At 64.4% G+C, this 24,410-nt stretch carries 16 protein-coding genes; 3 read left to right on the top strand and 13 right to left on the bottom strand.

Features of this window, described 5'->3' with window-relative positions:
* Window positions 1–71: 71 nt before the first annotated feature.
* From ABID58_RS26910 to ABID58_RS26935, 6 genes are all read right to left on the bottom strand, one after another.
* On the bottom strand, window positions 72–1,841 hold the full coding sequence (locus ABID58_RS26910) for a tetratricopeptide repeat protein (protein ID WP_354035777.1): 1,770 nt from the start codon (window positions 1,839–1,841) through the stop codon (window positions 72–74).
* A gap of 132 nt (window positions 1,842–1,973) precedes the next feature.
* On the bottom strand, window positions 1,974–5,090 hold the full coding sequence (locus ABID58_RS26915) for an efflux RND transporter permease subunit (protein WP_354035778.1): 3,117 nt from the start codon (window positions 5,088–5,090) through the stop codon (window positions 1,974–1,976).
* The gene (locus ABID58_RS26920; protein WP_354035780.1) at window positions 5,087–8,266 is read right to left on the bottom strand and encodes an efflux RND transporter permease subunit; all 3,180 of its coding nucleotides are present in this window, start codon (window positions 8,264–8,266) and stop codon (window positions 5,087–5,089) included. The genes ABID58_RS26915 and ABID58_RS26920 overlap by 4 nt, the downstream gene beginning before the upstream one ends.
* Before the next feature lie 8 nt (window positions 8,267–8,274).
* Window positions 8,275–9,501 carry an efflux RND transporter periplasmic adaptor subunit gene (locus ABID58_RS26925; protein ID WP_354035850.1) on the bottom strand — a complete coding sequence of 409 codons (1,227 nt, stop codon included), beginning with the start codon at window positions 9,499–9,501 and terminating at the stop codon, window positions 8,275–8,277.
* Window positions 9,502–9,717: 216 nt separating this feature from the next.
* A complete protein-coding gene (locus ABID58_RS26930; protein ID WP_354035782.1) occupies window positions 9,718–10,815 on the bottom strand; it encodes a glycoside hydrolase family 3 N-terminal domain-containing protein in 1,098 nt (365 codons plus the stop codon).
* 203 nt (window positions 10,816–11,018) lie between these two features.
* The gene (locus ABID58_RS26935) at window positions 11,019–12,314 is read right to left on the bottom strand and encodes an MFS transporter (protein ID WP_354035784.1); all 1,296 of its coding nucleotides are present in this window, start codon (window positions 12,312–12,314) and stop codon (window positions 11,019–11,021) included.
* 108 nt (window positions 12,315–12,422) lie between these two features.
* Between ABID58_RS26935 and ABID58_RS26940 the strand changes: the two genes are divergently transcribed.
* A complete protein-coding gene (locus ABID58_RS26940; protein WP_354035786.1) occupies window positions 12,423–13,019 on the top strand; it encodes a TetR/AcrR family transcriptional regulator in 597 nt (198 codons plus the stop codon).
* A 119-nt stretch (window positions 13,020–13,138) separates the two neighbouring features.
* Here ABID58_RS26940 and ABID58_RS26945 read toward each other — a convergent pair whose 3' ends face one another.
* The 6 genes from ABID58_RS26945 to ABID58_RS26970 form a co-directional block, all read right to left on the bottom strand.
* Window positions 13,139–15,433 carry an MHYT domain-containing protein gene (locus ABID58_RS26945; protein WP_354035851.1) on the bottom strand — a complete coding sequence of 765 codons (2,295 nt, stop codon included), beginning with the start codon at window positions 15,431–15,433 and terminating at the stop codon, window positions 13,139–13,141.
* 334 nt (window positions 15,434–15,767) lie between these two features.
* Complete coding sequence (locus ABID58_RS26950; RefSeq protein ID WP_354035788.1) at window positions 15,768–16,790, bottom strand: LLM class flavin-dependent oxidoreductase; 1,023 nt, start codon at window positions 16,788–16,790, stop codon at window positions 15,768–15,770.
* A gap of 452 nt (window positions 16,791–17,242) precedes the next feature.
* The gene (locus ABID58_RS26955) at window positions 17,243–17,926 is read right to left on the bottom strand and encodes a class I SAM-dependent methyltransferase (RefSeq protein ID WP_354035790.1); all 684 of its coding nucleotides are present in this window, start codon (window positions 17,924–17,926) and stop codon (window positions 17,243–17,245) included.
* A 26-nt stretch (window positions 17,927–17,952) separates the two neighbouring features.
* Window positions 17,953–18,411, bottom strand: coding sequence for an Rrf2 family transcriptional regulator (locus ABID58_RS26960; protein ID WP_354035791.1), 459 nt, complete (start codon window positions 18,409–18,411; stop codon window positions 17,953–17,955).
* A 222-nt stretch (window positions 18,412–18,633) separates the two neighbouring features.
* A complete protein-coding gene (locus tag ABID58_RS26965) occupies window positions 18,634–19,647 on the bottom strand; it encodes a methyltransferase (protein ID WP_148749831.1) in 1,014 nt (337 codons plus the stop codon).
* Between the two features lie 8 nt (window positions 19,648–19,655).
* Complete coding sequence (locus ABID58_RS26970) at window positions 19,656–20,621, bottom strand: Bug family tripartite tricarboxylate transporter substrate binding protein (RefSeq protein WP_187434687.1); 966 nt, start codon at window positions 20,619–20,621, stop codon at window positions 19,656–19,658.
* Window positions 20,622–20,750: 129 nt separating this feature from the next.
* On the opposite strand from ABID58_RS26970, the gene ABID58_RS26975 reads away from it, so the two are divergent.
* Window positions 20,751–21,701 carry a LysR family transcriptional regulator gene (locus tag ABID58_RS26975; protein ID WP_354035793.1) on the top strand — a complete coding sequence of 317 codons (951 nt, stop codon included), beginning with the start codon at window positions 20,751–20,753 and terminating at the stop codon, window positions 21,699–21,701.
* Window positions 21,702–22,042: 341 nt separating this feature from the next.
* Here the strand turns inward: ABID58_RS26975 and ABID58_RS26980 are convergent, their stop codons facing one another.
* The gene (locus ABID58_RS26980; protein ID WP_354035794.1) at window positions 22,043–24,064 is read right to left on the bottom strand and encodes a YgiQ family radical SAM protein; all 2,022 of its coding nucleotides are present in this window, start codon (window positions 24,062–24,064) and stop codon (window positions 22,043–22,045) included.
* Between the two features lie 145 nt (window positions 24,065–24,209).
* On the opposite strand from ABID58_RS26980, the gene ABID58_RS26985 reads away from it, so the two are divergent.
* The gene (locus ABID58_RS26985; RefSeq protein WP_148749835.1) at window positions 24,210–24,410 is read left to right on the top strand and encodes a hypothetical protein; all 201 of its coding nucleotides are present in this window, start codon (window positions 24,210–24,212) and stop codon (window positions 24,408–24,410) included.

The raw sequence follows: 24,410 nt of genomic DNA on the forward strand, positions 1-24,410 counted from the left end.
TTGCCCAAGTCCTTAAAGGCTAGGGCTGCTGCGTTAACGAACCCTATATATCCGGCTCGAGGATCTCAGCCTCAATGACCGAACGCGGCGGCCAGCGCCCGCAATTCGTGCCGCACGCGATCAAGTACACTCTCATACTCGCGCGTCTCGGTCTGCCGGAACAGCCGCACGCTCGGATACCAGGGGCTGTCCGCGCGATCGAGCAGCCAGCGGTAGTCAGGCGTCCATGGCAGCAGGATCCAGGTCGGACGTCCCAGGGCGCCGGCGAGATGGGCAACGCTGGTGTCGACCGTGATCACGAGATCAAGACAAGCGATCAACGCGGCGGTCTCGGCGAAGTCGGTGAGATCGGCGGTCAGGTCGACAATGTCGCTTCTCTCGCGCAGCACCGCCGCATCATGCGGGCGCGGCGCCTTCTGCAGGCTGACATAGGTAGCGTCGACGTCGAGGATGCGGGACAGCGTTCGCAGCGGAATCGAGCGCGTCTCGTCGTTCACGTGGACAGGATCGCCGGACCAGACCAGGCCGACCCGGAGCCTGGTGCGAGGGCCAAGACGATTGTCCCAGGCCTGAACAAGGCTGTCCGGAGGGGCCGGCAGATACGGTCCCGACGGGATCGTATCGAGACGGGTCTCGAAGGCGAGCGGCAGGCTGGATATCGGGCAGTGCAGATCGAAAGCCGGCAGCGTGCCCATCGCCGACCGCGGAACGCAAAGGGATGCACCGCCCAGCGCCGACATGAGCCGATGCAGCGGGTCTTGAACGACCAGAATAACGCGTGCTCCACGCTCCGCCAGCATGGGGACGTAGCGGACGAAGTGAATGGTGTCGCCTAATCCCTCGTCCGCCGCGACAAGGATCGTCTTTCCCTCGATGTTTTCTTCCCCGAGCCACATCGGTCGCTGAAACTCAGGGTGTCTGGCCGAAGGCAATTTCAATCGGGCCTGGTGTCCGTGCCAGCCGGCTTCGAGATTGCCCGTCAGGAGATGGGCCAGAGACACATTCCATTCCGTCACCGTACTGTTCAGCCCGAGCGACGTCATCCGATCGGACAGCGCGAAGACCTCCTCGAAGCGATGAAGGTGGAACAGCGCGACCAGCTTGTTGTCGAGAGCATCCACGAAGCGCGGCTGGATCTCGATGGCCTTGTCGAACCATGCCAGCGCCTCTTCATTCCTGCCGAGCCGCCGCAACGAAAGACCGAGATTGTTGCAGATCTCGGCATTATCAGGGTCGAGCTGGTGCGCCCGTCTGCCGTCGGTCGCGGAGTCCTCGAACCGTTTCAGGCAATAGAGAACCCATGCGCGGGTCCGCAGCGTCGGGGCATGGTCCGGGAGCAGGCTGTCGCTGAGATCAAGACAGGCAATGGCCTCCTCGTTCCGCCCGAGCTTGTGGAGCACGATCCCGCTCTTATACAGCGCGTCTTGATGATGCGGATTGAGCTCGAGCGCGTGTTGAAAGCTCGGCAGTGCTTGATCAAGGCGCGCAAGCTGAACGAAGATGTCGCCACGCTGTCGCCACAGCTCGGCGTCGTCAGGCCGCAGCTGTATCGCCTGGTCGAGGACGTTGAGGGCTTCGTCGCAGCGCCCATACTGCTGCAGGATGGTCGCGAAGCTCGCCAGATATTCCGGCTTCGGTGCGCGCTGGATCGCGCCGACGATCCACTGCAGGGCCTCGTTGTATTGCCTGGCCTGGAGAAACAGCAGGCCCATGAGGTGCTGGGCGTCGGTGTGCTCGGCATCTAGTCCGAGGGCCTGCTGGTAGCAGGCGCGCGCGTCGAGATGCCGTCCGTCCCTGAAATGCGCAAGGCCCGCTTCACAGAAGGCGGTTGCTGTGCTCATCGCTGTTGCGTTCCAGGCGGTCATTGAGTTCTTGCAGGCGGCTCTGCGCTCGCGATGTCGTCAATTCGCGATCATAATCGCTTACGAGCGTACGGGTGGGAGCTGGTGCGAAGCCGTCGGCGCAGCGCCCGATCAGCCGCTGATGCCGGAAAGAGGCGAAGCCGGCGCACCGCCGGCCGCGGATGCCTGAGGCGCACCCGCGGCGCGCATTTTCTTCCGCCGCCTCAGCCTGTCCAGGATCAAATACATCGCCGGCGTCGAGTAGAGCGTGAACAGCTGGGCGACGACCAGGCCGCCCATGATGGTGATGCCGAGCGGCTGGCGGATCTCGAAGCCCGGGCCGGTGCCGAACGCGATCGGGACGGCGCTCAAGAAAGCCGCCAGCATCGTCATCGTGATCGGCCGCGCCCGCAGCCGTGCCGCGAGCAGGATGGCGTCGTGGGCGTTGAGGCCGCGATGCCGCTCCGCGTCGAGGGCATAGTCGACCATCATGATGGCGTTCTTCATCACCATGCCGACCAGCAGGATACAGGCGATGGTGGTCACCAGCGTGAACTGCGTTCCCGTTGCCCACAGCGCGACCAGCGCGCCGAAGGCGGTCGGCGGCAGGGTCGAGAGAATCGTCAGCGGATGGACGTAGCTCTCGTAGAGCATCCCGAGCGCGATGTAGATCGCGATCAGGGCGGCCGCGAACAGCGCCGCCTGCTTGACGATCGACTTGTCCGCCTCCTTGGCCTCGCCGCGGAATTCCGCCTTGATGTCATCGGGCAGCTTGGCCTCGGCCTCTTCCTTGCGGATCGACGCGATGGCGTCGCCGATCGAGGTGCCGGGCTTGATGTCGAACGAGATCGTCGCGGCCGGAAACTGGGCGCTGTGGCGCACCCACATCGCCGCATGCGCGCGCTGCGGTCGGGTCAATGCCGTTAATGGTACCGATTTGCCGCTGGCGCTTGGCACGTAAATCTGGCCCATCGAGCCGGGGTCGCTCGCCGCCTGCGGCTCGACCTCGAAGATCACGCGCGCATAATTGGTCGGAAGGAACAGCAGATTGATCTGGCGCTGGCCGAAGGCGTCGTTGAGCGTGTTGTCGACTGCGACCGGCGTGACGCCGAGCATCGCGGCGCGCAGGCGGTCGATGGTCAGGCCGGCCTGCAGGCCGCCGGTTTCCCAGCTCGCGATGACGTCGATGATCTGCGGAATGCCGCGGACGCGGCGGATCATGTTTTCCGCGGCGCGGAGCACCTGCTCCTCGTCGATGCCCCACAGCGTATATTGATAACGCGAGCCGGCGGACTGGACGCCGAGATTGAGATCCTGAAGCGGCACGAAGAAAACCCTTACGCCGTCAATCCTGTTCATGCGTTCGCGCAACCGCGCGATCACTTGCTGGATCGACAGCTTGCGGACGTCAGGCGGCTTGAGCGCGACCAGCATCTGCCCGATGCTGAGCGCGTTGCCATTGCCCTCGCCGATGTAGGACGTCAGACCTGAGATTGCGGGATCTTCCAGGATCGCCGCGCCGACGGCGCGCTGCCGGTCCTCCATGGACAGGAACGAGATGTTCGACGGAGCCACGGTCCGCACGAACATCACGCCGGTGTCCTGGGTCGGCATGAAACCCTTCGGCAGCTGCAGATAGAGCCAGACGCTTCCTGCCGTCAGCGCGGCGATCATCAGGACGGTGAGAAGGCGGTGGCGCAGCGTCCAGTCGAGGCTGCGGGCATAGAAGGTGCGGCGCTGGGGGACCGCATCGGGATTGTGCAGCTTCTGCCGGCCGCGATCCAAGAGATGTCCGCACATCATCGGTGTCAGCGTCAGCGAGATCGCCGCCGAGGAGACGATGGCGACCACCAACGTCACGCCGAACTCGCGGAAATAACGCCCGACGACGTCAGGCATGAACAGGATCGGGATCAGCGCCGCGATCAGCGCGACGGTGATGGCGACGACCGTGAACGCCATCTGGCGGGCGCCTTTGATTGCGGCCTGCAGCGCCGGCTCGCCTTCGGACATGCGCCGGATGATGTTCTCGATCATGACGATGGCATCGTCCACCACGAAGCCGGCGGCGATGGTCAGCGCCATCAGCGACAGATTGTCCAGGCTGAACCCGCACAGGCTCATCACGAACAGGGTTGCGGCCAGCGAGACCGGGATCGTGACGCTCGGGATCAATGTGGCCCAGAACCGCCTGAGGAACAACGCGATGACCAGCACGACGAGCGCGGAGGCGATCACCAGCGTAAGCTTGACGTCGTTCACGGCGGCCCGGATCAGCGTGGTGCGATCGTAGATCGTATGCAGCTTGATGCCGGGCGGCAGCCAGCGCTGGATTTCCGGCAGCTCGGCCTTGATGGCGTCGACGGTCTCGACGATGTTGGCGTCAGATTGCTTATAGACAAACAGAACGATGCCGCGCTCGGTGCCGTACCAGCCGGCGAGACGGTTGTTGATGACGCTGTCGGTCACCGACGCGACGTCGCCGAGGCGGATCGGGGCGCCGTTGCGCCAGGCCAGCACGATATCGCGATATTCGGAGGCCTGCAGCAGCTGGTCGTTGGCTTCGATGGTGAGGCGCTGGCCATCGACCGACACCGCGCCCTTTGGCAGGTTCTGGGATGCATTGAGGACGGCGACGCGCGCCGCTTCCAGCGACAGGTTCATGGCGGCCAGCCGCGCCGGCGACACCTGGATGCGCACCGCGCTGCGCTCGGCGCCGGTGACGTTGATTCGCGCGACGCCCGGCAGCTGCGACAGTTTTGGTGAGATCACGCCGTCGGCAAGGCTGTAGACCTCTCCGGGCGTGAACACGTCGCTGGTCAAGGCGAGCGCGACGACCGCCGCGCCCGCGGGATTGGCCTTCCAATAGGTGGGTGGCCAAGGTCCCTTCGGCAGGTTTGGCCCTGCCGAGTTGATGGCAGCCTGGACCGCCCCGGCCGCGGCATCGATGTCGACGGAGAGCTCGAACTGCACCGTGATGCTGGTGCCGCCCATGGCGCTGAACGAGGTGATTTCCGTCACGCCCGGGATTAGCGCGAGCGTGGTCTCGATCGGCTGCGATAGCGCGTTCGCAACCGTGACCGGGCTCGCGCCGGGGAAAGGCGCGTAGATTCCGATCGTGGGCCGCTCCACTGCCGGCACCGAGGCGATCGGCAGACGAAAATAGGCGACGCAACCGAGCAGGAACACGCCGATCATCAGCAGCGTCGTCGCCACCGGCCGCAGCACGAATTGGGCGGTGATGCTCACGGCGCCGGCCGCTCGGCTTGCGGCAGCGCCGCCGGATCATCGGCGGATCGCCATCCGAACCTTGCGCGGAGCGAGGCAAACGCGAGATAGACGACGGGCGTCGTATAGAGCGTGAGAACTTGCGAGACGATCAATCCGCCGACGATGGCGATGCCGAGCGGCTGGCGCAGCTCGGAGCCGGTGCCCGAGCCGATCGCCAGCGGCAGCGCGCCGAACAGCGCCGCCATCGTCGTCATCATGATCGGGCGGAAGCGGAGGATGCAGGCCTGCCGGATGGCGTCGAACGAGGACGCGCCGTCCTCGCGCTCGGCGGCGAGGGCGAAATCCACCATCATGATCGCGTTCTTCTTGACGATGCCGATGAGGAGGATGATGCCGATCAGCGAGATCAGATTGAGATCCTGCCGGTACAGCATCAACGCCAGCAAGGCGCCGATGCCTGCCGACGGCAAGGTCGACAGGATCGTGATCGGGTGGATGTAGCTCTCATAGAGCATGCCGAGGATCAGATAGACTGTCACGATCGCGGCGAGCAGCAGCCATTTCTCGTCCGAGAGCGAGTTGGCAAACTCGGCGGCTGTGCCGATCAGCTTGGTCGTGACCGCATCCGGCAGTCCGATCTCGCGCTCGGTCTGGCGCAGCGCCTCCGTTGCCTGGCTCAGCGAAACGCCCTCGGCCAGGTTGAACGAGATCGTGGTGGCGGGAAACAGGCCCTGGTGCGAAATCAGCAGCGGCGCGTGCTGCCGCTCGATCCGCGCGAAGGCCGACAGCGGCACCGGCACGGAGGCCTTGCTGAAGGCGCCGCTGAAGCCGCTGGTCTGCTGGTCGATGGTGCTGGCCTGGGCCGCGGCCGCGGTCAGATAGATCTTGCCCAGGATATCAGGATCGTTGCGCAAGGCAGGATCGACCTCGAGGATCACGTGATACTGGGTGAGGGGACCGAACACGGTTGCGATCTGGCGCTGCCCGAATGCGTCATACAGTGTCTGGTCGATCGTGTTCAGGCTGACGCCGTAGCTTGCCGCGAGCTGGCGGTCGATGGTGACGGACATCTGCAGGCCTTCGTCCTGGCGGTCGTCGGCGACGTCGGCGAGCTCCGGGCGCTTGCGAAGCGCCTCGACCAGGCGCCGGCTCCAGAGCCGAAGCTCGTCCTCGTCGAGATCCTGCAGCGCATACTGGTATTGCGTGCGTGCGACGCGCGATTCGATCTGCAGATCCTGCGCCGGCTGCAGATGCAGCGTGATGCCGTGAACGCCCTCGACCGCACGCTGCAGCCGCGCCATCACGGCGGCTGCGGATGATTTCCGCGCGTCGGGGCTGCCGATATCGATATAGAGCCGGCCGCTGTTCAACGTCGTGTTGACGGATCCGATACCGACGAAACTGCCGACCGTGACGACATCGCTGTCGCGCGCGATCACGGCGGCGAGCTGCTGCTGCCGCTCGGCCATCGCCGCAAACGAGATGTCCTGGGCCGCGTCGGTGGTGCCGATCAACAGGCCGGTGTCCTGCAGCGGCAGGAATCCCTTGGGGATGGCGACGTACAGCATGCCGGTCGCGACCAGGGTGAACACGGTGAAGACCAGCGTGAGCCTGCGGTGCCTCAGCACCCAGTCGAGCCCCCACAGGTAGAAGCTTGCGGATGCGTCGAAGCCGCGCTCGCTGATGCGGAACAGCCAGCCGTGCTGCGCATCGGGGTCCTCGCGTTGCAAAAGCTGCGCGCACATCATCGGGGTCAGCGTCAGCGAGACGAGTCCTGAGATGACGACGGCAAAGGACAGCGTGATCGCGAATTCCCGGAACAGCCGGCCGACCACGCCGCCCATCAGGAGCAGCGGGATGAACACGGCGATCAGCGAGACCGTCAGCGAGACGATGGTGAAGCCGATTTGCCGCGCGCCCTTCAGGGCCGCCTCGAGCGGATCCTCGCCCTCCTCGACATAGCGCGCGATGTTCTCGATCATCACGATGGCGTCGTCGACGACGAAGCCCGAGGCGATGGTCAGCGCCATCAGCGAGAGATTGTCGAGGCTGAAGCCGCACAGCGCCATGGCGCCGAAGGTTGCAACCAGCGAGACCGGCAGCGTGACGCTCGGGATCACGGTGGCCCACAGCTTGCGCAGGAAGATGAAGATCACCAGCACGACGAGGGCGACCGTCAGCACCAGCGTGAACTGCACGTCGTGGATCGCGGCCCGGATCGTCGTGGTGCGGTCGCTGACGACCGAGATCTTCAGCGCGGCGGGGAGCGAATCCTGGAGCTTCGGCAGGATGCTCTTGATGGCATTCACCACCTCGATCGTGTTGGCGCCGGGCTGGCGCTGGATGTCCAGCAGCACGGCGCGCTCGCCCTGGAACCACGCCGCCTGCTCGGAATCCTCGACGCCGTCGATGGCGCTGCCGACATCGCGCAGCAGCACTGGCGCACCGTTGCGATAGGCGATCACCGCATCCTGATAGGCCTCCGCGGTGAAGAGCTGGTCGTTGGTGTCGACGTGAAACGCCTGGCGCGGGCCGTCGAGCGAGCCCTTCGGATTGTCCGCGGTGGTGGCGGCGATGCCGCGGCGGACGTCGTCGAGCGACATGCCGAGCCCGGCCAGTCTCGTGGGGTTCATCTGCAGGCGTATTGCTCGGGTCTGCCCGCCCTCGATGCTGACGGCGCCGACGCCCGGGATCTGCGACAGCTTTGGCACCAGAATGGTCGCGGCGTGATCATTGGCCTCGTGCAGCGCCATCGTCCTGGAGGTCAGTGCCAGGATCAGCACCGGCGTGTCGGCCGGATTGACCATGCGATAGGTCGGCGGGCTCGGCAGCTGCTCGACCGGAATCCAGCCCGCCGCCGCATTGATCCGCGCCTGCACATCCTGCGCGGCCGCGTCGATCTTGCGCGAGAGGTCGAATTGCAACGTGATCTGGCTGTAGCCGTACGAGCTGGTCGAGCTCATGTCCGTCAGCCCGGAGATCGTGCCGAAATAATGCTCCAGCGGCGCGGTGATCGAGGTTGCGACGACGGTGGCGGAGGCGCCGGGATAGCGCGTCACCACCTGGATGGTGGGAAAGTCGACATTGGGCAGCGGCGCGATCGGCAGCTCACGGTAGCCGAGCATGCCCAGCAGCACGACTGCGACGATCATCAGCGTCGTTGCGATCGGCCGGAGGATGAAGGGCGCGGACATGGCGGACCTCAGTCAACGCGCGGCTCGGAGCGCGGCTGGGTGGCCGGCTGCGCCTTGGCGGTCGGCGTCACGCCCTCGATCGTGATGCGGGAGCCGTTCTCGAGCCGGTAATAGCCGTCGGTGACGACGCGTTCGCCTTTGGCGAGGCCGCGCTCGATCATCGCGCGTCCGTCGAAGATCTGCCCGACCGTGACCGGCCGGAACGCCGCCGTATCGTCCGCCTTCGCGACCCAGACGAAATCGCCGCGCGGCCCGTGCCGCACGGCGATCGCGGGCGCCGTGATCGCGTTCTTGCGCGTGTCCACCGTGATCCGCCCGTTGGCAAAATTGCCCGGCCAGAGTTTCAGCGCCTTGTTGGGAAACGTCGCCTTCAGCTTGATCGTGCCGCTGGCCTGATCGACCTGGTTGTCGACCAGCGTGATCATGCCCTTGTCCAGCTCGGTGGTATTGTCGGCCGTGAGCGCGACCACCGGTGCATCGGCCTGGCCGAGGCTGAGCCGGGTCTGGCCGACGGCGACCGCGGCCAGGGTGAAGATCACCGAGATCGGCTGCAATTGCGTGACGGTGACGAGGGTCGCCGGCGACACCGCGCGGACGTAATTGCCCTGGTCGACCTGGCGGATGCCGAGCCGTCCGCTGATCGGCGCGCGGACGCTGGTGAAGCCGAGCTGCGTGCGCGCATATTCGATCTGGGCCTCGTCGTTCCGAACCTGCGCCTTGTACTGCTCGACCAGCGCGTGCTGCTGGTCCACCACCTGCCGGGAGATCGCTGCGGCCTTCTGGATCAGCGCGTCGTAGCGCTCCATGTCGATCTGGGCGCCGTCCAGCAGCGCCTGGTCCTTCTGCCTCACCGCGACCTGCTGATCGAGCTGGGCCTGGAACGGGCGCGGATCGATGATTGCGAGGATGTCGCCTTGCTTGACGTCCTGCCCCTCCTGGAAAAGGATCTGGACGATCTCGCCGTCGACCCGGCTCTGCACGTTGACGGTGTTGTAGGCCTGGATCGTGCCGATGCCGATCAGGTAAATCGGGACGTCCTCTGCCTTCGCGGCCGCGACCTTTACGGCGACCGGCGGCCGTGCTGCAGGCGTGGCGGCGGCAGTTTGCTCGGCTTCCGCCGCCTGGATGAAGGGCAGCGCGAACGGAAGCTTGAGGTCATGCCTGAAATAATAGCCGGCATAGCCCGCCGGCAACACGACCAGCGCGGCGATGAGGAGTTTTGCTGTGCGTTTCACGTTCAAGCCCATCACCCAAGCCGGCCGCCGATGCCCGGTTGATTGTCCCGGCGCGGAACCTCTTAGCATGAAGCAACCTGACGTTGATATCGGCAGGACGCGATATGCTACCATCCGTAACATTAGCACGCGTAGCGGATAGAGATCAACGGCGCTTGCGTTGCTGAACGTCTGGCTTGCCGATGGATTTTGGCGGGGCCCGACCCCCGGTGCCGCCTAGACGACTTCGACCGTCGCTGCGTCGAACTGGGTGCCGGCGCCGCGATGGCGGGCCAGCACCTCGCCTGATAGCTCCGACACCGCGTTTTGCGCGGTGCTATCCAGCATCGCGTGGACGCGCCGGCTTGATGCCTTCAGCACCGCCGGATCGAGCTTGCCGGAGTCCACGCCGTTGATGATCGACCGGGCAAGGTCGCGGGCGCGTTCGGTGTCGGTCAGATGCGAGCAGATCATCAGCATGTCGTTGCCGGCGGCCATGAAGCGCGCGCCGGAATCCGGCGCGTCCAGCCGGCCCGCCATCGCGCGCATGCCGACGTCGTCGGACACGATCACGCCTCGGAAATTCATCGCCTCGCGCAACAGCCCGTGCGTGATCGCGCGCGACAGCGTGACGGGATCGTTGGGGTCGAGCTTACGGTACAGGATGTGCGACGTCATGATCATCTCGATGCCATCGGCGATCGCCGCGGCAAACGGCAGCAGCTCGCGCGCCTTGATCTGGTCGAGCTCGAGATCGAGCACCGGCAATTCGTGATGCGAATCCACCTGCGTGTCGCCATGTCCCGGAAAATGCTTGCCACAGGCGCGGACGCCGCGGCGTTCCATCGCCTTGGTGAACGGCAGCATCGACTTGATGACCTCGTCGGCCGAGCGGCCGAAGGCGCGCTCCCCGATCACGGGATTGGCGGGGTTGCTGTGAATGTCGAGCACCGGCGCAAAATTCAGATTGCAGCCAAGCGAGGCGAGCTCGACGCCCATGGCATCGCCGACCTGCTCCGCGGTGCCGGCCCAGCGCGCCGCATAGGAGAAGCGCGTGATCGGCGCCGGCGTGCGGCAGACGCGTCCGCCTTCGTGATCGATAGCGATGAACTGCTTGTCGCGCTGCGAGGCATCGCGGATCGCGGCGATCAGGTCGCGGTGGATCGACAGCCAGTCCCGATAGGGCAGATCGTGGCGGAAATTGCTCTTGTAGAGGATGACGCCGGCGGGCCGGAGATCCCGCAGCAGCGCGCGGTCGCGGTCATCGAGGACGCTGGTCGGCCGCAGGCCAATGAAGAAATGGTCACCGACCGTTGAAAGCAGGGAATCGTTCATCCGCCAGCGCCCGCCACAAATCGTTTGGTTGATTGAGATGGAGCTGGACGCATCGCGAAATCAGCCCCTGCGCGAGCTTTCGAACCACCCGCTTCGTCATCGCAATATTTCAAATTTCCTCAACGGAATCAATCGACAAATCAAACGTCACGGGCGGCTGCGCCGGCAAGGTCAGCGTTGATCGCCATGCCGGCGCGATATTCTCACGCCACAGCCAGCACCGGCTGCTTCGGCTGCCGTCCAATCATCAGCGACAGCACGGCAGCAATGATGCCGGTGACGCCCGCGATCATGAAGGCCTGCAGATAATCGCCTTGCGACGAGCGCATGAAGCCGGCGAAGAAGGCGGCGCAGGCCGCCCCTAACTGATGGCCGGCGACGACCCAGCCGAAGATCAGCGGCGCATTCTTGTCGCCGAACGCTTCGTTGGCGATGCGCACGGTCGGCGGCACGGTCGCGATCCAGTCGAGGCCGTAGAACACCGCGAATACCGACAGGCTGACAACGGAGAAATCCGAGTAGGGCAGGTAGATCAGCGACAGCCCGCGCAGGCCGTAATAGAAGAACAGCAGCTTGCGCGGATCGAAGCGGTCGGTGAGCCAGCCCGACAGCGTGGTGCCGAACAGGTCGAAGAACCCCATCAGCGCCAGCAGGCTCGCGGCCTGAACCTCGAAGATGCCGTGATCGCCGCAGAACGCGATCAGATGGGTGCCGACGAGGCCGTTGGTGGTGAAGCCGCAGATGAAGAAGGTCGCGAACAGGAACCAGAAGGTCGGCACCTTGGCCGCGCGCACGAGGTTGCTGATCGCGGCGACGAACGGGTTGCCCTGCGCCGGGCTTGCGGGCTGGTCCTCATGCGGGCTGCCATAGGAGCGCAGGCCGATCGCGGCCGGCCGTTCCGGCACCAGAACATACACCAGCGGAATCAGCGCCGCGCAGCATGCGGCGACCGTCAGCACCACAGGCTTCCAGCCGCCCCATTCGACCAGCGATGCGAGGCCCGGCATGAAGATGAGCGTGCCGGTCGCCGTGCTCGCGGTCAAAAGTCCCATGACCAGGCCGCGATTGGTGGTGAACCAGCGATTGACGATGGTGGCGCCGAGCACGTTGGCGACCGCGCCCGAGCCGATGCCGGACAGCAGTCCCCAGGTCAGGAACAATTGCCACGGCGTGGTCATGAAATAGCTCGCAGCCGTCGAGGCCGACATCAGCGCCAGTGCGCCCAGCACCGTGCGGCGGATGCCGAAGCGCTGCATCACGGCCGCGGCGAACGGACCCGCGAGGCCATAGAGGAAGATGCCGATTGCGGCCGACGACGAGATTACGCTGACGTCCCAGCCAAACGCTTTCTGCAGCGGCAGCATCAGCACGCCCGGCGTCGCGCGCAGGCCGGCGGAGGCCAGCAGCGCCAGGAAGATCACGGCAACGACCACGAAGGCGTAGTTTGGGCCGAACGGCCTTTTGGAGATGGCGGAGGATTGAACGGAAGCTGGGGGCATGTTACTTACCGGTACGTATTGCGATGCGGTACTAATACGTACCGGTCAGTAACATTGTCAAGCCCAAACCCACACCCCAAGCTCATGTCGAAGGTCGGACGAAGCCAGATGCCGAAGAAAGCCGAAAAGCCCGTAGCGGCACCCCTCCGCGCCGCCGACCGGATTCGCGCCTCCGCCAGCGAGCTGTTCTACCGCGAGGGCATCCGCGCCGTCGGCGTCGACGAGGTGGTGGACCGGGCGGGCGTCACCAAGCCGAGCCTCTATCGCAGCTTCGCCTCCAAGGACGACCTCGCCGCCGCCTATTTGCGCGACTACGATCTGAGCTTCTGGGAGAATTTTGAACGCCCCGACGGCAAGACCTATAGCAACGCCCGCGATCATGTGCTCGCCTATATCAGCCAGCTCTCGTCGCGCGCCGTCGCCAAAGGCTATCGCGGCTGCGGGCTGAGCAACGCCGCAGTGGAATATCCCTCGCGCGACAATCCCGCGCGCCAGGTCGCCGAAGCGCACAAGAAGGTCTTCCGCAAACGCCTGCGCGAGCTCGCAGCCCACATGGGCGCGCGCCAGCCGAACGTGCTTGGCGATGCGCTCTTGCTGCTGATCGAAGGCATCTATGTCACCGGCCAGCAATCGGAAGACGGCCCGGCGCAGTCGGCGCTTGCGGCGGCGAAGCTGCTGATCGATGCGAGCGTGAAGACGGGGTGAGGTGGCGGTCGCTGCCTACGAAACCACGCGCCCGCAGCTCAGCCGGATAGAGCATCGGACTCCGAATCCAAAGATCGGACATTCGAATCGTGCCGGGCGCGCCACTCATCATCAGGCATTCACGCGCTCTTCGGCCGAAACGCGACGATAGATCCGCTTGGCTCTTCCTGGCGCATCGCCGCCTCGACGGCCTTCGCAAGCGCGGCCTGGTCGAAAGGCTTTGACAAGCGCGGCAGGCTGGATCGCGTGTCGCTGGGAAGGTCCACGTATCCCGAGCTGAGGAGGATGACCGTCCCGGGGCGCTCCGCAGCGACCGCGCTTGCAAGCTGCAGTCCGGTCATGCCCGGCATGGCATAGTCGGTCACGACCAGGTCGATAGTACGCGTGCGGCGGAGCAAATCCAGCGCCTCCTCGCCCGAGCGCGCCGCGAGCACCGTGTGCCCGAGATCCTCCAGCATCACGGCCGTGTTCTCGAGCACCAGGAGGTCGTCGTCGACGACCAGCACGGCGAGCTGCCGGCTGGCCCGAGGCACGGGTGCCGGAGCCTCCGCGCGCAAGTCCGGCACCGCCATCTCTTCGGCTATCGGCAGCCAGATGTCGGCTGTCGTGCCCTCGCCAGGACGGCTCTTCAATACGAGCCTGCCGCCAGACTGCTCGGCAAGGCCGTGGACCATTGACAGACCGAGCCCGGTGCCTTTGCCGACGCCCTTGGTCGTGAAGAACGGCTCCTGTGCGTGCTTGAGGGTGTCATCGTCCATGCCGCAGCCCGTGTCGCTCACGGAGAGCGCAACATAGCCGCGCGTCGCAAGGCCGCCATCGTCCCGCTCCTCGCGAGCGGCAATGGTGATCAGGCCACCGTCCGGCATCGCATCACGCGCGTTGACCGCCAGGTTGAGGACAGCCAGCTCGAGCTGGTTCGCGTCGACCTTTACCTTCGGCAGGTCCATCGGGAACAGCGTCTCGACACGAATTCCGGCCTCGAATTTCAACAGCGACGCCATGCCGTGCACGAGGTCGCGGACATCGACGACCGCCGGCCTGAGATCCTGCTTACGCGCGAAAGCAAGCATGCGCTGGGTCAGGGAGGCGCCCCGCTGCGCGCCCTGCATCGCGTTGTCCACCAGGCGCTGGATCTTCGGATCGCCCGACGGCAGGCGCTTCTTCAAAAGCTCGAGGCTGCCGAGAACGGCCGCGAGCAGGTTGTTGAAATCGTGGGCCACGCCGCCGGTCAACTGGCCGATGGTCTCCATCTTCTGCGACATCATCAATGCTTCGCGCGCCCGATCCAGCGCCTCCTGCGCCCGCCTCCTTTCGCTGACGTCGCGCACGATATTGGCAAAGCCGGCGATTGCGCCGCTTTCGTTCCGCACCGCGACGATCGTTGCCTCCGCCCAGAAGCGGCTGCTGTCCTTGCGCACACGCCAGCCTTCGATTGCGGACTTCCCCTCCCGCTCGGCTTCAACGAGCGCGCGTGCGGGCGCCCCGGTCGCACAGTCTTCCTCGGTATGAAAGATCGTGTAGCTCGTTCCGACGATGTCATCGCGATAGCCCATCAGCCGGCGCGCGCCGAGATTCCAGTTGCCGACGCGCCCATCCGGATCGAGCATGAAGATCGCATGGTCGGCGATACCCTCCACGAGCAGCCGAAAGCGTTCTTCGCTGCGCCTCAGTGCGTCGGCCTCGCGTTGGGCGCGCTCCGCGGATGCCCTGTCATAGACGGCGGCGGCGATCCCGATGCTCAGGATCACAATGGTGATGCCGGCGAGCAGGAACCCGAGCGGCGCCTGACCGACGCCGAGATGTCCTGCCTGCCCTGCCATCGGGATCATCGGCAGGAACGTGGCGCCTTCCATCGCGGCGTAGTGCATGCCGGAGATCGCAAGGCCCATCACCAATCCCGCGAACAGCCGTTGGACTGCGCTGGTGTTGCGAAAGGCGAGCCAGAGCGCCACGACCGAGGCGCTGATCGCGATCACGATCGAGAGCACGACCCACAGGAGATCGTACGCCATCAAGGCCGCCATTCGCATTGCGGCCATGCCGGTATAATGCATACCGGCGATACCAAGGCCCATCGCGAAGCCCGATGCGAGAAGTGCCTGCGGGCGTCGTCCGACAACGGCGAAGGCGGCAGCGGCGACGACAATAGGAATGACAAGCGAGAGGAGGGTCAGGAATGGATCGTATGAGACCTCGATTCCGGGCAGGTTGAAGGCCAGCATGCCGACAAAATGCATCGACCAGATGCCGCCGCCCATGGCAATCGCGGCGGCTACGAGCCAGGATCGGCGAGCCGACCCCGAAGCAGCTCGCATCCGGGTCGCCAGGTCCAGCGCGGTATAGGAAGCGAGGGCCGCGATCAAAATCGAAAGCGCGACCAGAACGGGATCGTGAAAAGTCGTATGGTGATGCATTTCGGCTGACGCTAGCCGAACTTGCATTCGCGTTCGCGGTCCCGCAAATTGTCCTCCCCCGACGACGCCGAAATCATCCTCGGCACCAGGATCGTTCCCGCCAGACATGACCGCGCCGATGATGGCTGCGATATCCGCACGCTTCGTCAGTCGAGAATCAGTTGAGAAGACTACCGGCCGGTAGCCTGCACCGTAAAGATGGAACAAGTCGGCTGGTTCCCGCACGAGGTGCATGACGGGCGGCCGCCCGTCACACGCGGAATGACAGTGCCACGGCAAGCCGGGAACTTGCGCTCAGTCTGCCTGATCTGACCAAGGCAATGCGTCGCGCGCCTCACCGCCACCCCAGCGCCGGCGCGACATGCTTCAAGATCGCCTCGATCGCATGCGCGCAATAGTCGACCCCGAGCTGGTTCGGGATCGTCAGCAGCAACGTATCGGCCTCGGCAATGGCTTCGTCCTGCCGCAACTGCTCGATCAGCACGTCGGGCTCGGCGGCATAACTCCGTCCGAAGATCGCCCGCGTGCGCGGGTCGATGAAGCCGATCTGGTCCTCGCCGCCGCGCTCGGAGCCGAAATAGGCGCGGTCGCGATCGTCCATCAGCGCAAAAATGCTGCGGCTGACGGAGACGCGCGGCTCGCGGCTGTGGCCGGCTTCCTTCCACGCCGCGCGATAGCTGCGGATCTGCGCGGCCTGCTGCACGTGAAACGGCTCGCCGGTCTCGTCGTTCTTGAGCGTCGAGCTCTGCAGATTCATGCCGAGCTTCGCGGCCCACACTGCCGTGGCGTTCGAGCCGGCGCCCCACCAGATCCGTTCGCGCAGGCCTTCCGAATGCGGCTCGAGCCGCAGCAATCCCGGCGGATTGGGAAACATCGGCTGCGGATTGGGTTTTGCAAAACCCTCGCCGCGCAGGATATCGAGAAAGACCTCCGCGTGGCGCCGGCCCATGTCGGCGTCGCTCTCGCCCTCGGCCGGCTGGTAGCCGAAATAGCGCCAGCCGTCGATCACCTGCTCGGGCGAGCCGCGGCTGATGCCGAGCTGAAGCCGTCCGCCGGCGATGAGATCGGCGGAGCCCGCATCCTCCGCCATGTAGAGCGGGTTCTCGTAGCGCATGTCGATCACGGCGGTGCCGATCTCGATCTTGCTCGTCCTCGCGCCGACGGCGGCGAGCAGCGGAAACGGCGAGGCGAGCTGCCGCGCGAAGTGATGGACGCGGAAATACGCGCCGTCCAGGCCGAGCTGTTCAGCCGCCACCGCAAGCTCGATGGATTGAAGCAGCGTGTCCGCTGCCGAGCGCGTCTGCGATTGGGGCGAGGGTGTCCAGTGTCCGAAGGACAGGAAGCCGAGTTTTTTCATGGGCGTCATTTAACGATGACAGGGACGGCGTCAACCGCCGGCGCGGGCGGTGGGGTATGCGATGGGCCGGTGCAACCGCCGCATTCCAGTCCGGAAGGATGGCGATGCCGAGATGCTGAATCGTCGCCTCCTGCATCGCACGGCATCGTCGACCTTACGCCGCTGGTGTTCTTTTCCAGCGGGTATCATCCCGGGCCGGGGGGTGCCGATGGAGCGGTGAGGGCAGGGCTATCGCATATAGGAGAGCCTCCCCTGCGGCCATCCTTCGAGACGCCCGCCGTTGGCGGGCCCTCAGGATGAGGACCCGTGTGCGGTAGCAGTTTCAACGGGCACCGATGCCGCTTAGCCTCATCCTGAGGAGACCGCGAAGCGGTCGTCTCGAAGGACGAGGCGCGCACTCAGGTCGTGCAAAATGCCATATGCGATTGCCCTGTCGGTAATGCCTGCACGCCTCAGGCGTAGGCCACCCAGCCGCGGAACGTGAAGCCGGTATAGAACAGCGTCGGGTCGGAGAAGCCGGCATTGCGCAAGATCATCTCGTCCTGCTCTGGCGCAAGAATGCTCAACTGCCCGTCAACTGCCTTTCGGGCGGCGGCCGCCTTCTCGGGTTCGACTCCGGATGCGGCGAGAAAGGCGGAATATCGCGAAAGCCACAGCGGCCGCTCATTGTCGTCGCCGGGGATGCTGAAATGGGCCGCGACGAATGGCGCGCCAGGCTTGAGGCGGCGGCGGATTTCGGACGCTATTCGCAGCCGTTCGCCGACATCGACGAAATGCAGGGTCAGCAGGCAAGTCGCGCCATCGAACGGCCCAGCTGGCGCATCGTCGATATAGCCTTGATGCAGATGCGCGCGCGACGCGAGCGGGCCCAGCGTCTGCTTCGCGAGATCCAGCATCGCAGCGGACGGGTCCACGCCATCAAAGGTCCAGCGCGGCTGCGCTTGCGCAAAAGCATTCAGCTCCAGGCCGCCGCCAGCACCAAGAACGAGCATCCGCGCATCTTTATGCGCACGCTCGGCCAGAAGGATCGCCGCCATGGACAGCATGGAATTGTATCCGGGAACGAACCGCGGCGGTCCTTCCGTATATTTCGCCACCATTTGCGGATCGGAGAACGCGTTTTGAATGTCGGTCATGACGTTGTCCTGCTGCATTGAGTTCATCACGCGTGATGCGCGCTCATGCTGTGAAGCTTTCGGGACCCGAGACGCTTGCGCAGGTCGTCGCTCAGCATGGCCAGTGTCACCTCGCCAAAACGCGACAGCAGCAGCGCCTCTGCATCGTCAAATGCCTGATCGAGGGCGGCATTGACGGCCTGCTCGATGAGGCAGCCGGGCGCCTCCGTCCGGTTGCCCATGGCGAGAAGCGAGGGACTGCCGAGCGCGATGTAGACATCGCGCAGCGTCATCTTCGAAAACTCGCAAGCGAGCGTCCAGCCGCCGCCGTGGCCCTTCTCGGAGCGGACATAACCGAGGTCCCGCAGCCCCGCCATGATGCGGCGGATCACCACCGGATTGGTGTCCATGGCCTTCGCCAGCGTCTCGGACGTGAAGGGGCCAGGCTGCTGCGCCATGTGCAGCAGGACGTGGAGTACGCCGGATAGACGGCTGTCGCATTTCATGTAACTTTGTATGTTACATGATGGAGGCGAGGTCAAGCGATTGCGGTGCCTGTACGTGGGTCACTAGATCTCGGCGGCGGTCGCGTCGCGCATACGCGGATTGATCGACAGTGCGAAAGCTTGCTAAGGCCGATGATGTCATCGAATAGCACGCCCCACTCGTTGCGGCGTGTTTGTCCGCCTCTGGCGCATCGCCGCATAGCCGCGGCCGGCTTCCAGGTCTCAACAAAGCCGCGACTCGGTCAGATTAAAGCGGCCTGCGCGGAGAACCGCGATGGGACGGAAGCCACTCTCGGTCAGGAGCCGATAATATTCCCTTTCGGTCCGTTCCCGTCCACCTGGACCGCGTAGCATGTTTAAATCGCTCATCGCGCACGACCTGCCCGCGTCATCGGTACCGGGCAATTCGGGCATCGCACGTTCGACTAATAGCAGTCTGCCTTTTTGGGGAAGCGCTTTGCGGCAGTTTCCCAAAATGATGCGGCTGCGCTCATCATCCCAGTCGTGAATAATGCTTTTCAAGATGATCGCATCGGCCACTGCAGGCACCGCGTGAAAGAAATCGCCTGCAACAAAGTCGACGCGGTCGGAGATTCCGAGGTGCCCGAAGTGCTGGTTGGCGGCGTCGGCGCACCTCGGTAGATCGAAAACCGTTCCTCTGATGGTTGAATATGCCCTCGCCACCGCGCCCATGAGTTGCCCGGAGCCGCCTCCGACATCCATCAAGTGGGAGATCGTGCCAAGGTCGTAGGCCTGCAGTAGATCGTGCGTGACCAGCCGTGTCAGGTCCGTCATGGCTTCATTGAATACCCGCACATGCTCTGGCGAGCGCGCCATCAGGTCGAAATTGTCGTCGACGTCCTGAAGTTGGGAAGCCGTCTTGCCCGACATGATCGAATCCAGAAGACCATCCCACCTCCTGGTCAGCATGGAGCCTTCAAAAATGACCCAGTTCTTGAATGATCGTCCCGCAGCACCGTCGAGTCCCGCCCCCAGCTCGGTTAGCAAGTAGCGGCCTTCACCGACGCGAGAGCAGATGCCGACGGTCGAGAGAGCGACGAGCAAGCGGGCAAGTGCGTCCCGATCCGTGTGGGTTCGGCTCGCAAGTTCGTCGACCGTTCGCGGTCCGTCGCGCAGCAACTCGGCGAGCCCCAGCCGGGCAGCGACATAGATCACTGCCGTCACGCGGTGCGATTGAACAAGATCCAACAACTTTTCGCGGGGATCGGTGGTCATGTGCCGCTCTAGCCTTCGATCGGGAATCCTGACGCCTTGACGATCGGTCCCCAGCGTTCGAACTCGGCGCGCTGGATATGTTCAAGTTCGTCCGATGTCGTTCCTGTTGGCTCGCACCCCATGGCATGAATCTTTGCGCGCATTTCGGGATCGCTCCCGATTGCAATGATCTCCTTTCCCAGGCGCTCAACGAACTGACGCGAGGAATGGGCAGGCGCATAGAATGCGAACCACCCGGCCGCGTCGATATCGATCCCGCTCTGCTTCAGAGTTGCGGTCTGGGGCAGGAAGGAAGATCGCGCAGCGGCTGCGGTGGCGATGATGCGTATGCCACCGCCCCCATGTTGCTCCAGGAGTTCGGAAAGAAACGCCATATACATCGGGACCCGGCCGGCCAGCACATCCGGGAGGGCAGCAGGCGTACCCCTATAGGGCGTGTGGCGCAGGTTTAGGCCTGTGATCCGGCCAAACTCGCCGCAGATGAAATGAGGTGCTGTACCTGCTCCCGGCGAGCCGTACACAGCCTGTTCGGGATTGGCCTTCATCCAGTCGATGAGTTCGTGCACCGAATGGATGGGCAGCTTCCCGCTGACCGCCAGAGCCAGATCGACCGTCATCACCTGCGAAAGTGGCACAAAGTCGCGCTCTGCATCATATCCCAGGCTCCTGAAGAGATGCGGCTGAAGCGTGAATTGCGAAGCGGAAGCAAACAGCACTGCCTCCTCTCCCGGTGCTGCATTCTTGACCGCCTGAGCGCCGATACGCCCGCCAGCGCCAGCAAGGTTCTCCACAATCGCCACCTTGCCGAGCCTGGTCTGAAGCTGCTCGGCAAACAGCCGCGCGATCGAATCTCCCGACCCACCAGGCGCGAATGGAAACACGATCTTCAGCGGCTGGTCGGCAGCAATAACGGGTAGCGGAAGAGCCAGAGCCGAAAACCCGGCCAGTATGGCGCGACGCGAGTAAAGCTGCATGGCGTTCTCCATGTGCTTGGGACAGCAATGCGATAATCCGGCCGGCTTTCCATCTCGCTATTCTGAAGCAACAACGCTATAACCCGAAATTGCATTTTCCTATCGGGCTATAACGTGAGGTGAATGCCCATGCAGTGGCACGACCGCATCGGCCGACGCCTACGCCTCAAGGATCTGCATACGCTGCATACGCTGCAGACCGTCGCAGAGGTCGGCAGCATGGCCAAGGCGTCTCGCCGTCTCGGGTTGTCGCAGCCGGCGATCTCCAAAGCTATCACCGATATGGAGCATTCCGTCGGAGCTGCGCTGCTGGATCGCACTTCGCGCGGAGTTGAACTCACTGAGTGCGGTCGCCTTCTTGTCGATCGCACGCGCGTCGTTTTCGACGAAATAAAGCTAGGTGTTACCGACATTGTGCAAAGGTCAGATCCGGCGCAAGGGCTCGTTGCGATCGGTACGACCGAGCCGGTCACCGCCATCGTTACAGAAATTATCGGACATCTCGTCCGCAGATATCCAGGCATCAGGTATCATATCACGATAGGTGATCGGGATGCGCTGGAGCATGCTCTGCGCCAGAGAATGCTTGATCTTGCCATAACGCGCTGGGCGCCGTTGCCGGTCGCCGATGATTTGTCCGCGGAGGTGCTGTTTAGATCCTCCCTTGCGGTGATGGCGGAGCGACGGCATCCGCTCCTGCAATCGAGGAAGAAGTTGAGGCTCGCAGAACTTATGCAAGAGCAATGGACGCTCTCGCCGCCCGATTCTTTTTTGGGGCGTACCGGCGTCGAGCTATTTCGGCGACATAACCTGCCGCTTCCGCCAACGACCGTCACCACGATTTCAATCTACATGCGGTTGAATCTGTTGGCGAGCAGCCGGTTTATAACCCTATTGCCCATGCAGATACTCGGAATGCGATCGAGTAGCGCATGGCTGCGCGCGCTGAACGTCGATCTTGGCGATACTTCCGCCCCCATAGCCTCAATCACCTTGAAGGGACGACGGGCCGGAAGTGCCGTCAAATTATTCCAAGAGGCCAGCCGGGAGGTCTGTAAGGCGCTGGTTGGAGTGAGCTGATTGGTCCGAGCGGACTGTTCATAAGCGGACCTGACGAGTTTATGAGTACGAGTTTATGAGTAGGCGCCCTCGTAGGCAGATGCCTGTCGAGCTGTCGCGTGAGCGAGCGCTTGCCACACGCGCCGATCATGCCATCTTGCGCCTGTTTTGCCCGACGGGTCAAGCGCTTTTCTGTTTTTCGGAAATGTCGTGCTCTGAACAACAAGCTCAGGCGCGATGACGACTCATCCCGATCGCGTTGCGCTTTAAGCCTTTGATTTCGCTATCCCGGGCTACTGTGCATGGGGTTGTTTTCGATTTTTGCAGGGGTGCAAGTCACAACGAGCCTGCTCGCGTCCCCGCTACTTCATCACCCGCAGCCCCTTTGTCGTGAACCGCTGCGTCTTGTCACCCGGACGCACCGGCCGCCTCGTGCCGGCGGCCTTGCCGGTGCCCGGAGGCTGGTGCGCAGGCACGAGCTGGTGGGGCTGCGAGCCGATCAGGTCGGCGCGGCCCATCTCCTTCAGCGCCTCGCGCAGCACCGGCCAGTTGTCGGGGTCGTGGTAGCGCAGGAAGGCCTTGTGCAGGCGGCGCTGGCGCAGGCCCTTGATTGCCTCGACCTTGTCGCTGCCGCCGCGGCGCACGCCGCGCAAGGGATTGACGCCGGTGTGGTACATCGCAGTCGCGGTCGCCATCGGCGAGGGCAGGAAGGTCTGCACCTGGTCGGCGCGATAGCGGTTCTTCTTGAGCCAGAGCGCGAGGTTCATCATGTCCTCGTCGGTCGTGCCCGGATGCGCCGCGATGAAATACGGGATCAGGTAATATTTCTTGCCGGCCTGCTCGGCCGCCGCATCGAACATCCGCTTGAACTTGTCGTAGGCGCCGATGCCCGGCTTCATCATCTTGTCGAGCGGGCCGCGCTCGGTATGCTCGGGCGCGATCTTCAGATAACCGCCGACGTGATGGGTGACGAGCTCCTTGATGTATTCGGGGCTCTCGACCGCGAGGTCGTAGCGCACACCGGAGGCGACCATCACCTTCTTGATACCCTTGGTCTCGCGCACCTTGCGGTAGAGCCGGATCAGATCGTCGTGCGAGGTGTTGAGGTTCGGGCAGATCTCGGGGAATACGCAGGACGGCCGCCGGCACGCCGCCTCGACCTTCGGGTCCTTGCACGCCATCCGGTACATGTTGGCGGTGGGGCCGCCGATGTCGGAGATCACGCCGGTGAAGCCCGGCGTCTTGTCGCGGATCTTTTCGATCTCGCGCAGGATAGAACCCTCGGAGCGGTTCTGGATGATGCGGCCCTCGTGCTCGGTGATCGAGCAGAAGGTGCAGCCGCCGAAGCAGCCGCGCATGATCGTCACCGAGAACTTGATCATGTCCCAGGCGGGGATCTTGGCTTCGCCATAGGAGGGATGCGGCGCGCGCGCATAGGGCAGGTCGTAGACCGCGTCCATCTCCTCGCTGGTCAGCGGGATCGGCGGCGGGTTGAGCCAGAGGTCGCGGTCGCCGTGACGCTGCACCAGCGGCCGCGCGTTGCCGGGATTGCTCTCACGATGCAGCACGCGTGAGGCGCGCGCATAGGCTTCCTTATCCTGCTCGACCTGCTCCAGCGCCGGCAGCCGGATCACGGTCGCGCCCTTCTGGCGCGTGGCGCCTTCGTCGGCGGAATCGAGATCGTCGGCGTGCAGCTCGGCATAGTCTTCGGGCACGCGGCGGAACAGCGCGACACCCCTGATGTCGTCAAGCTCGCGCGGTGCTGCGCCGGCAGCAAGCCGCTGCGCCACCTCGACGACGGCGCGCTCGGCATTGCCGTAGAGCAGCAGGTCGGCCTTGGCGTCGGCCAGCACCGAGCGGCGCACCTTGTCCGACCAGTAATCGTAATGCGCGATCCGGCGCAGCGAGGCCTCGATGCCGCCGAGCACGACCGGCACGTCCTTGAACGCCTCGCGGCAGCGCTGGGCGTAGACGATGGTGCAGCGGTCCGGCCGCCTGCCGCCTTCGCCGCCGGCCGTATAGGCATCGTCGCTGCGGATGCGGCGGTCCGCGGTGTAGCGGTTCACCATCGAATCCATGTTGCCGCCGGTGACGCCGAAAAACACCTTTGGCTTGCCGAGTGCCTTGAACGGCTCGGCCGACTGCCAGTCCGGCTGCGCGATGATGCCGACGCGGAAGCCTTGCGCCTCCAGCAGCCGGCCGATGATGGCCATGCCAAAGCTCGGATGGTCGACATAGGCATCGCCCGTCACCAGCACGATGTCGCAGGCATCCCAGCCGAGCGCGTCCATCTCGGCGCGGCTCATGGGGAGGAACGGCGCCGGCTTGCGCGGGCGCGCCTGCGCCATCAGGGGCTTTTCGGCGGTGATGGTTTGGGTGTCCATGGCGCACAGGCATAGGGCTCCGGGGCCGCGAATACAACCGACGGGCACGTGAAAGGTTAAGGTTCCGGGAACCATCTGCCTTCGCGAACATTGTGATGGGGTTTGCGGCGAGCCCGGCTCGCGCGCGCTCGGTCCAGGATCCCGGATGACCACGATATTCGCCTCGGGCGGTGGGGGAGCTGTGAATACAGTCATAGAAAATTTGCTGTCGCGGAAGCAGAAGCTTGTGGAACAGCTCGAGCAGGCGCAGTCGGTCGAGGACCGCGACAAGATTGAGCATCAGCTCGAACAGATCAACACCGCGCTGGATTTTCTGGACAGACCGGAATCGGGAGACGCGCGGTAG

The organism is Bradyrhizobium sp. S3.2.6 (assembly GCF_040546885.1).
Classification (GTDB): Bacteria; Pseudomonadota; Alphaproteobacteria; order Rhizobiales; family Xanthobacteraceae; genus Bradyrhizobium; species Bradyrhizobium cytisi.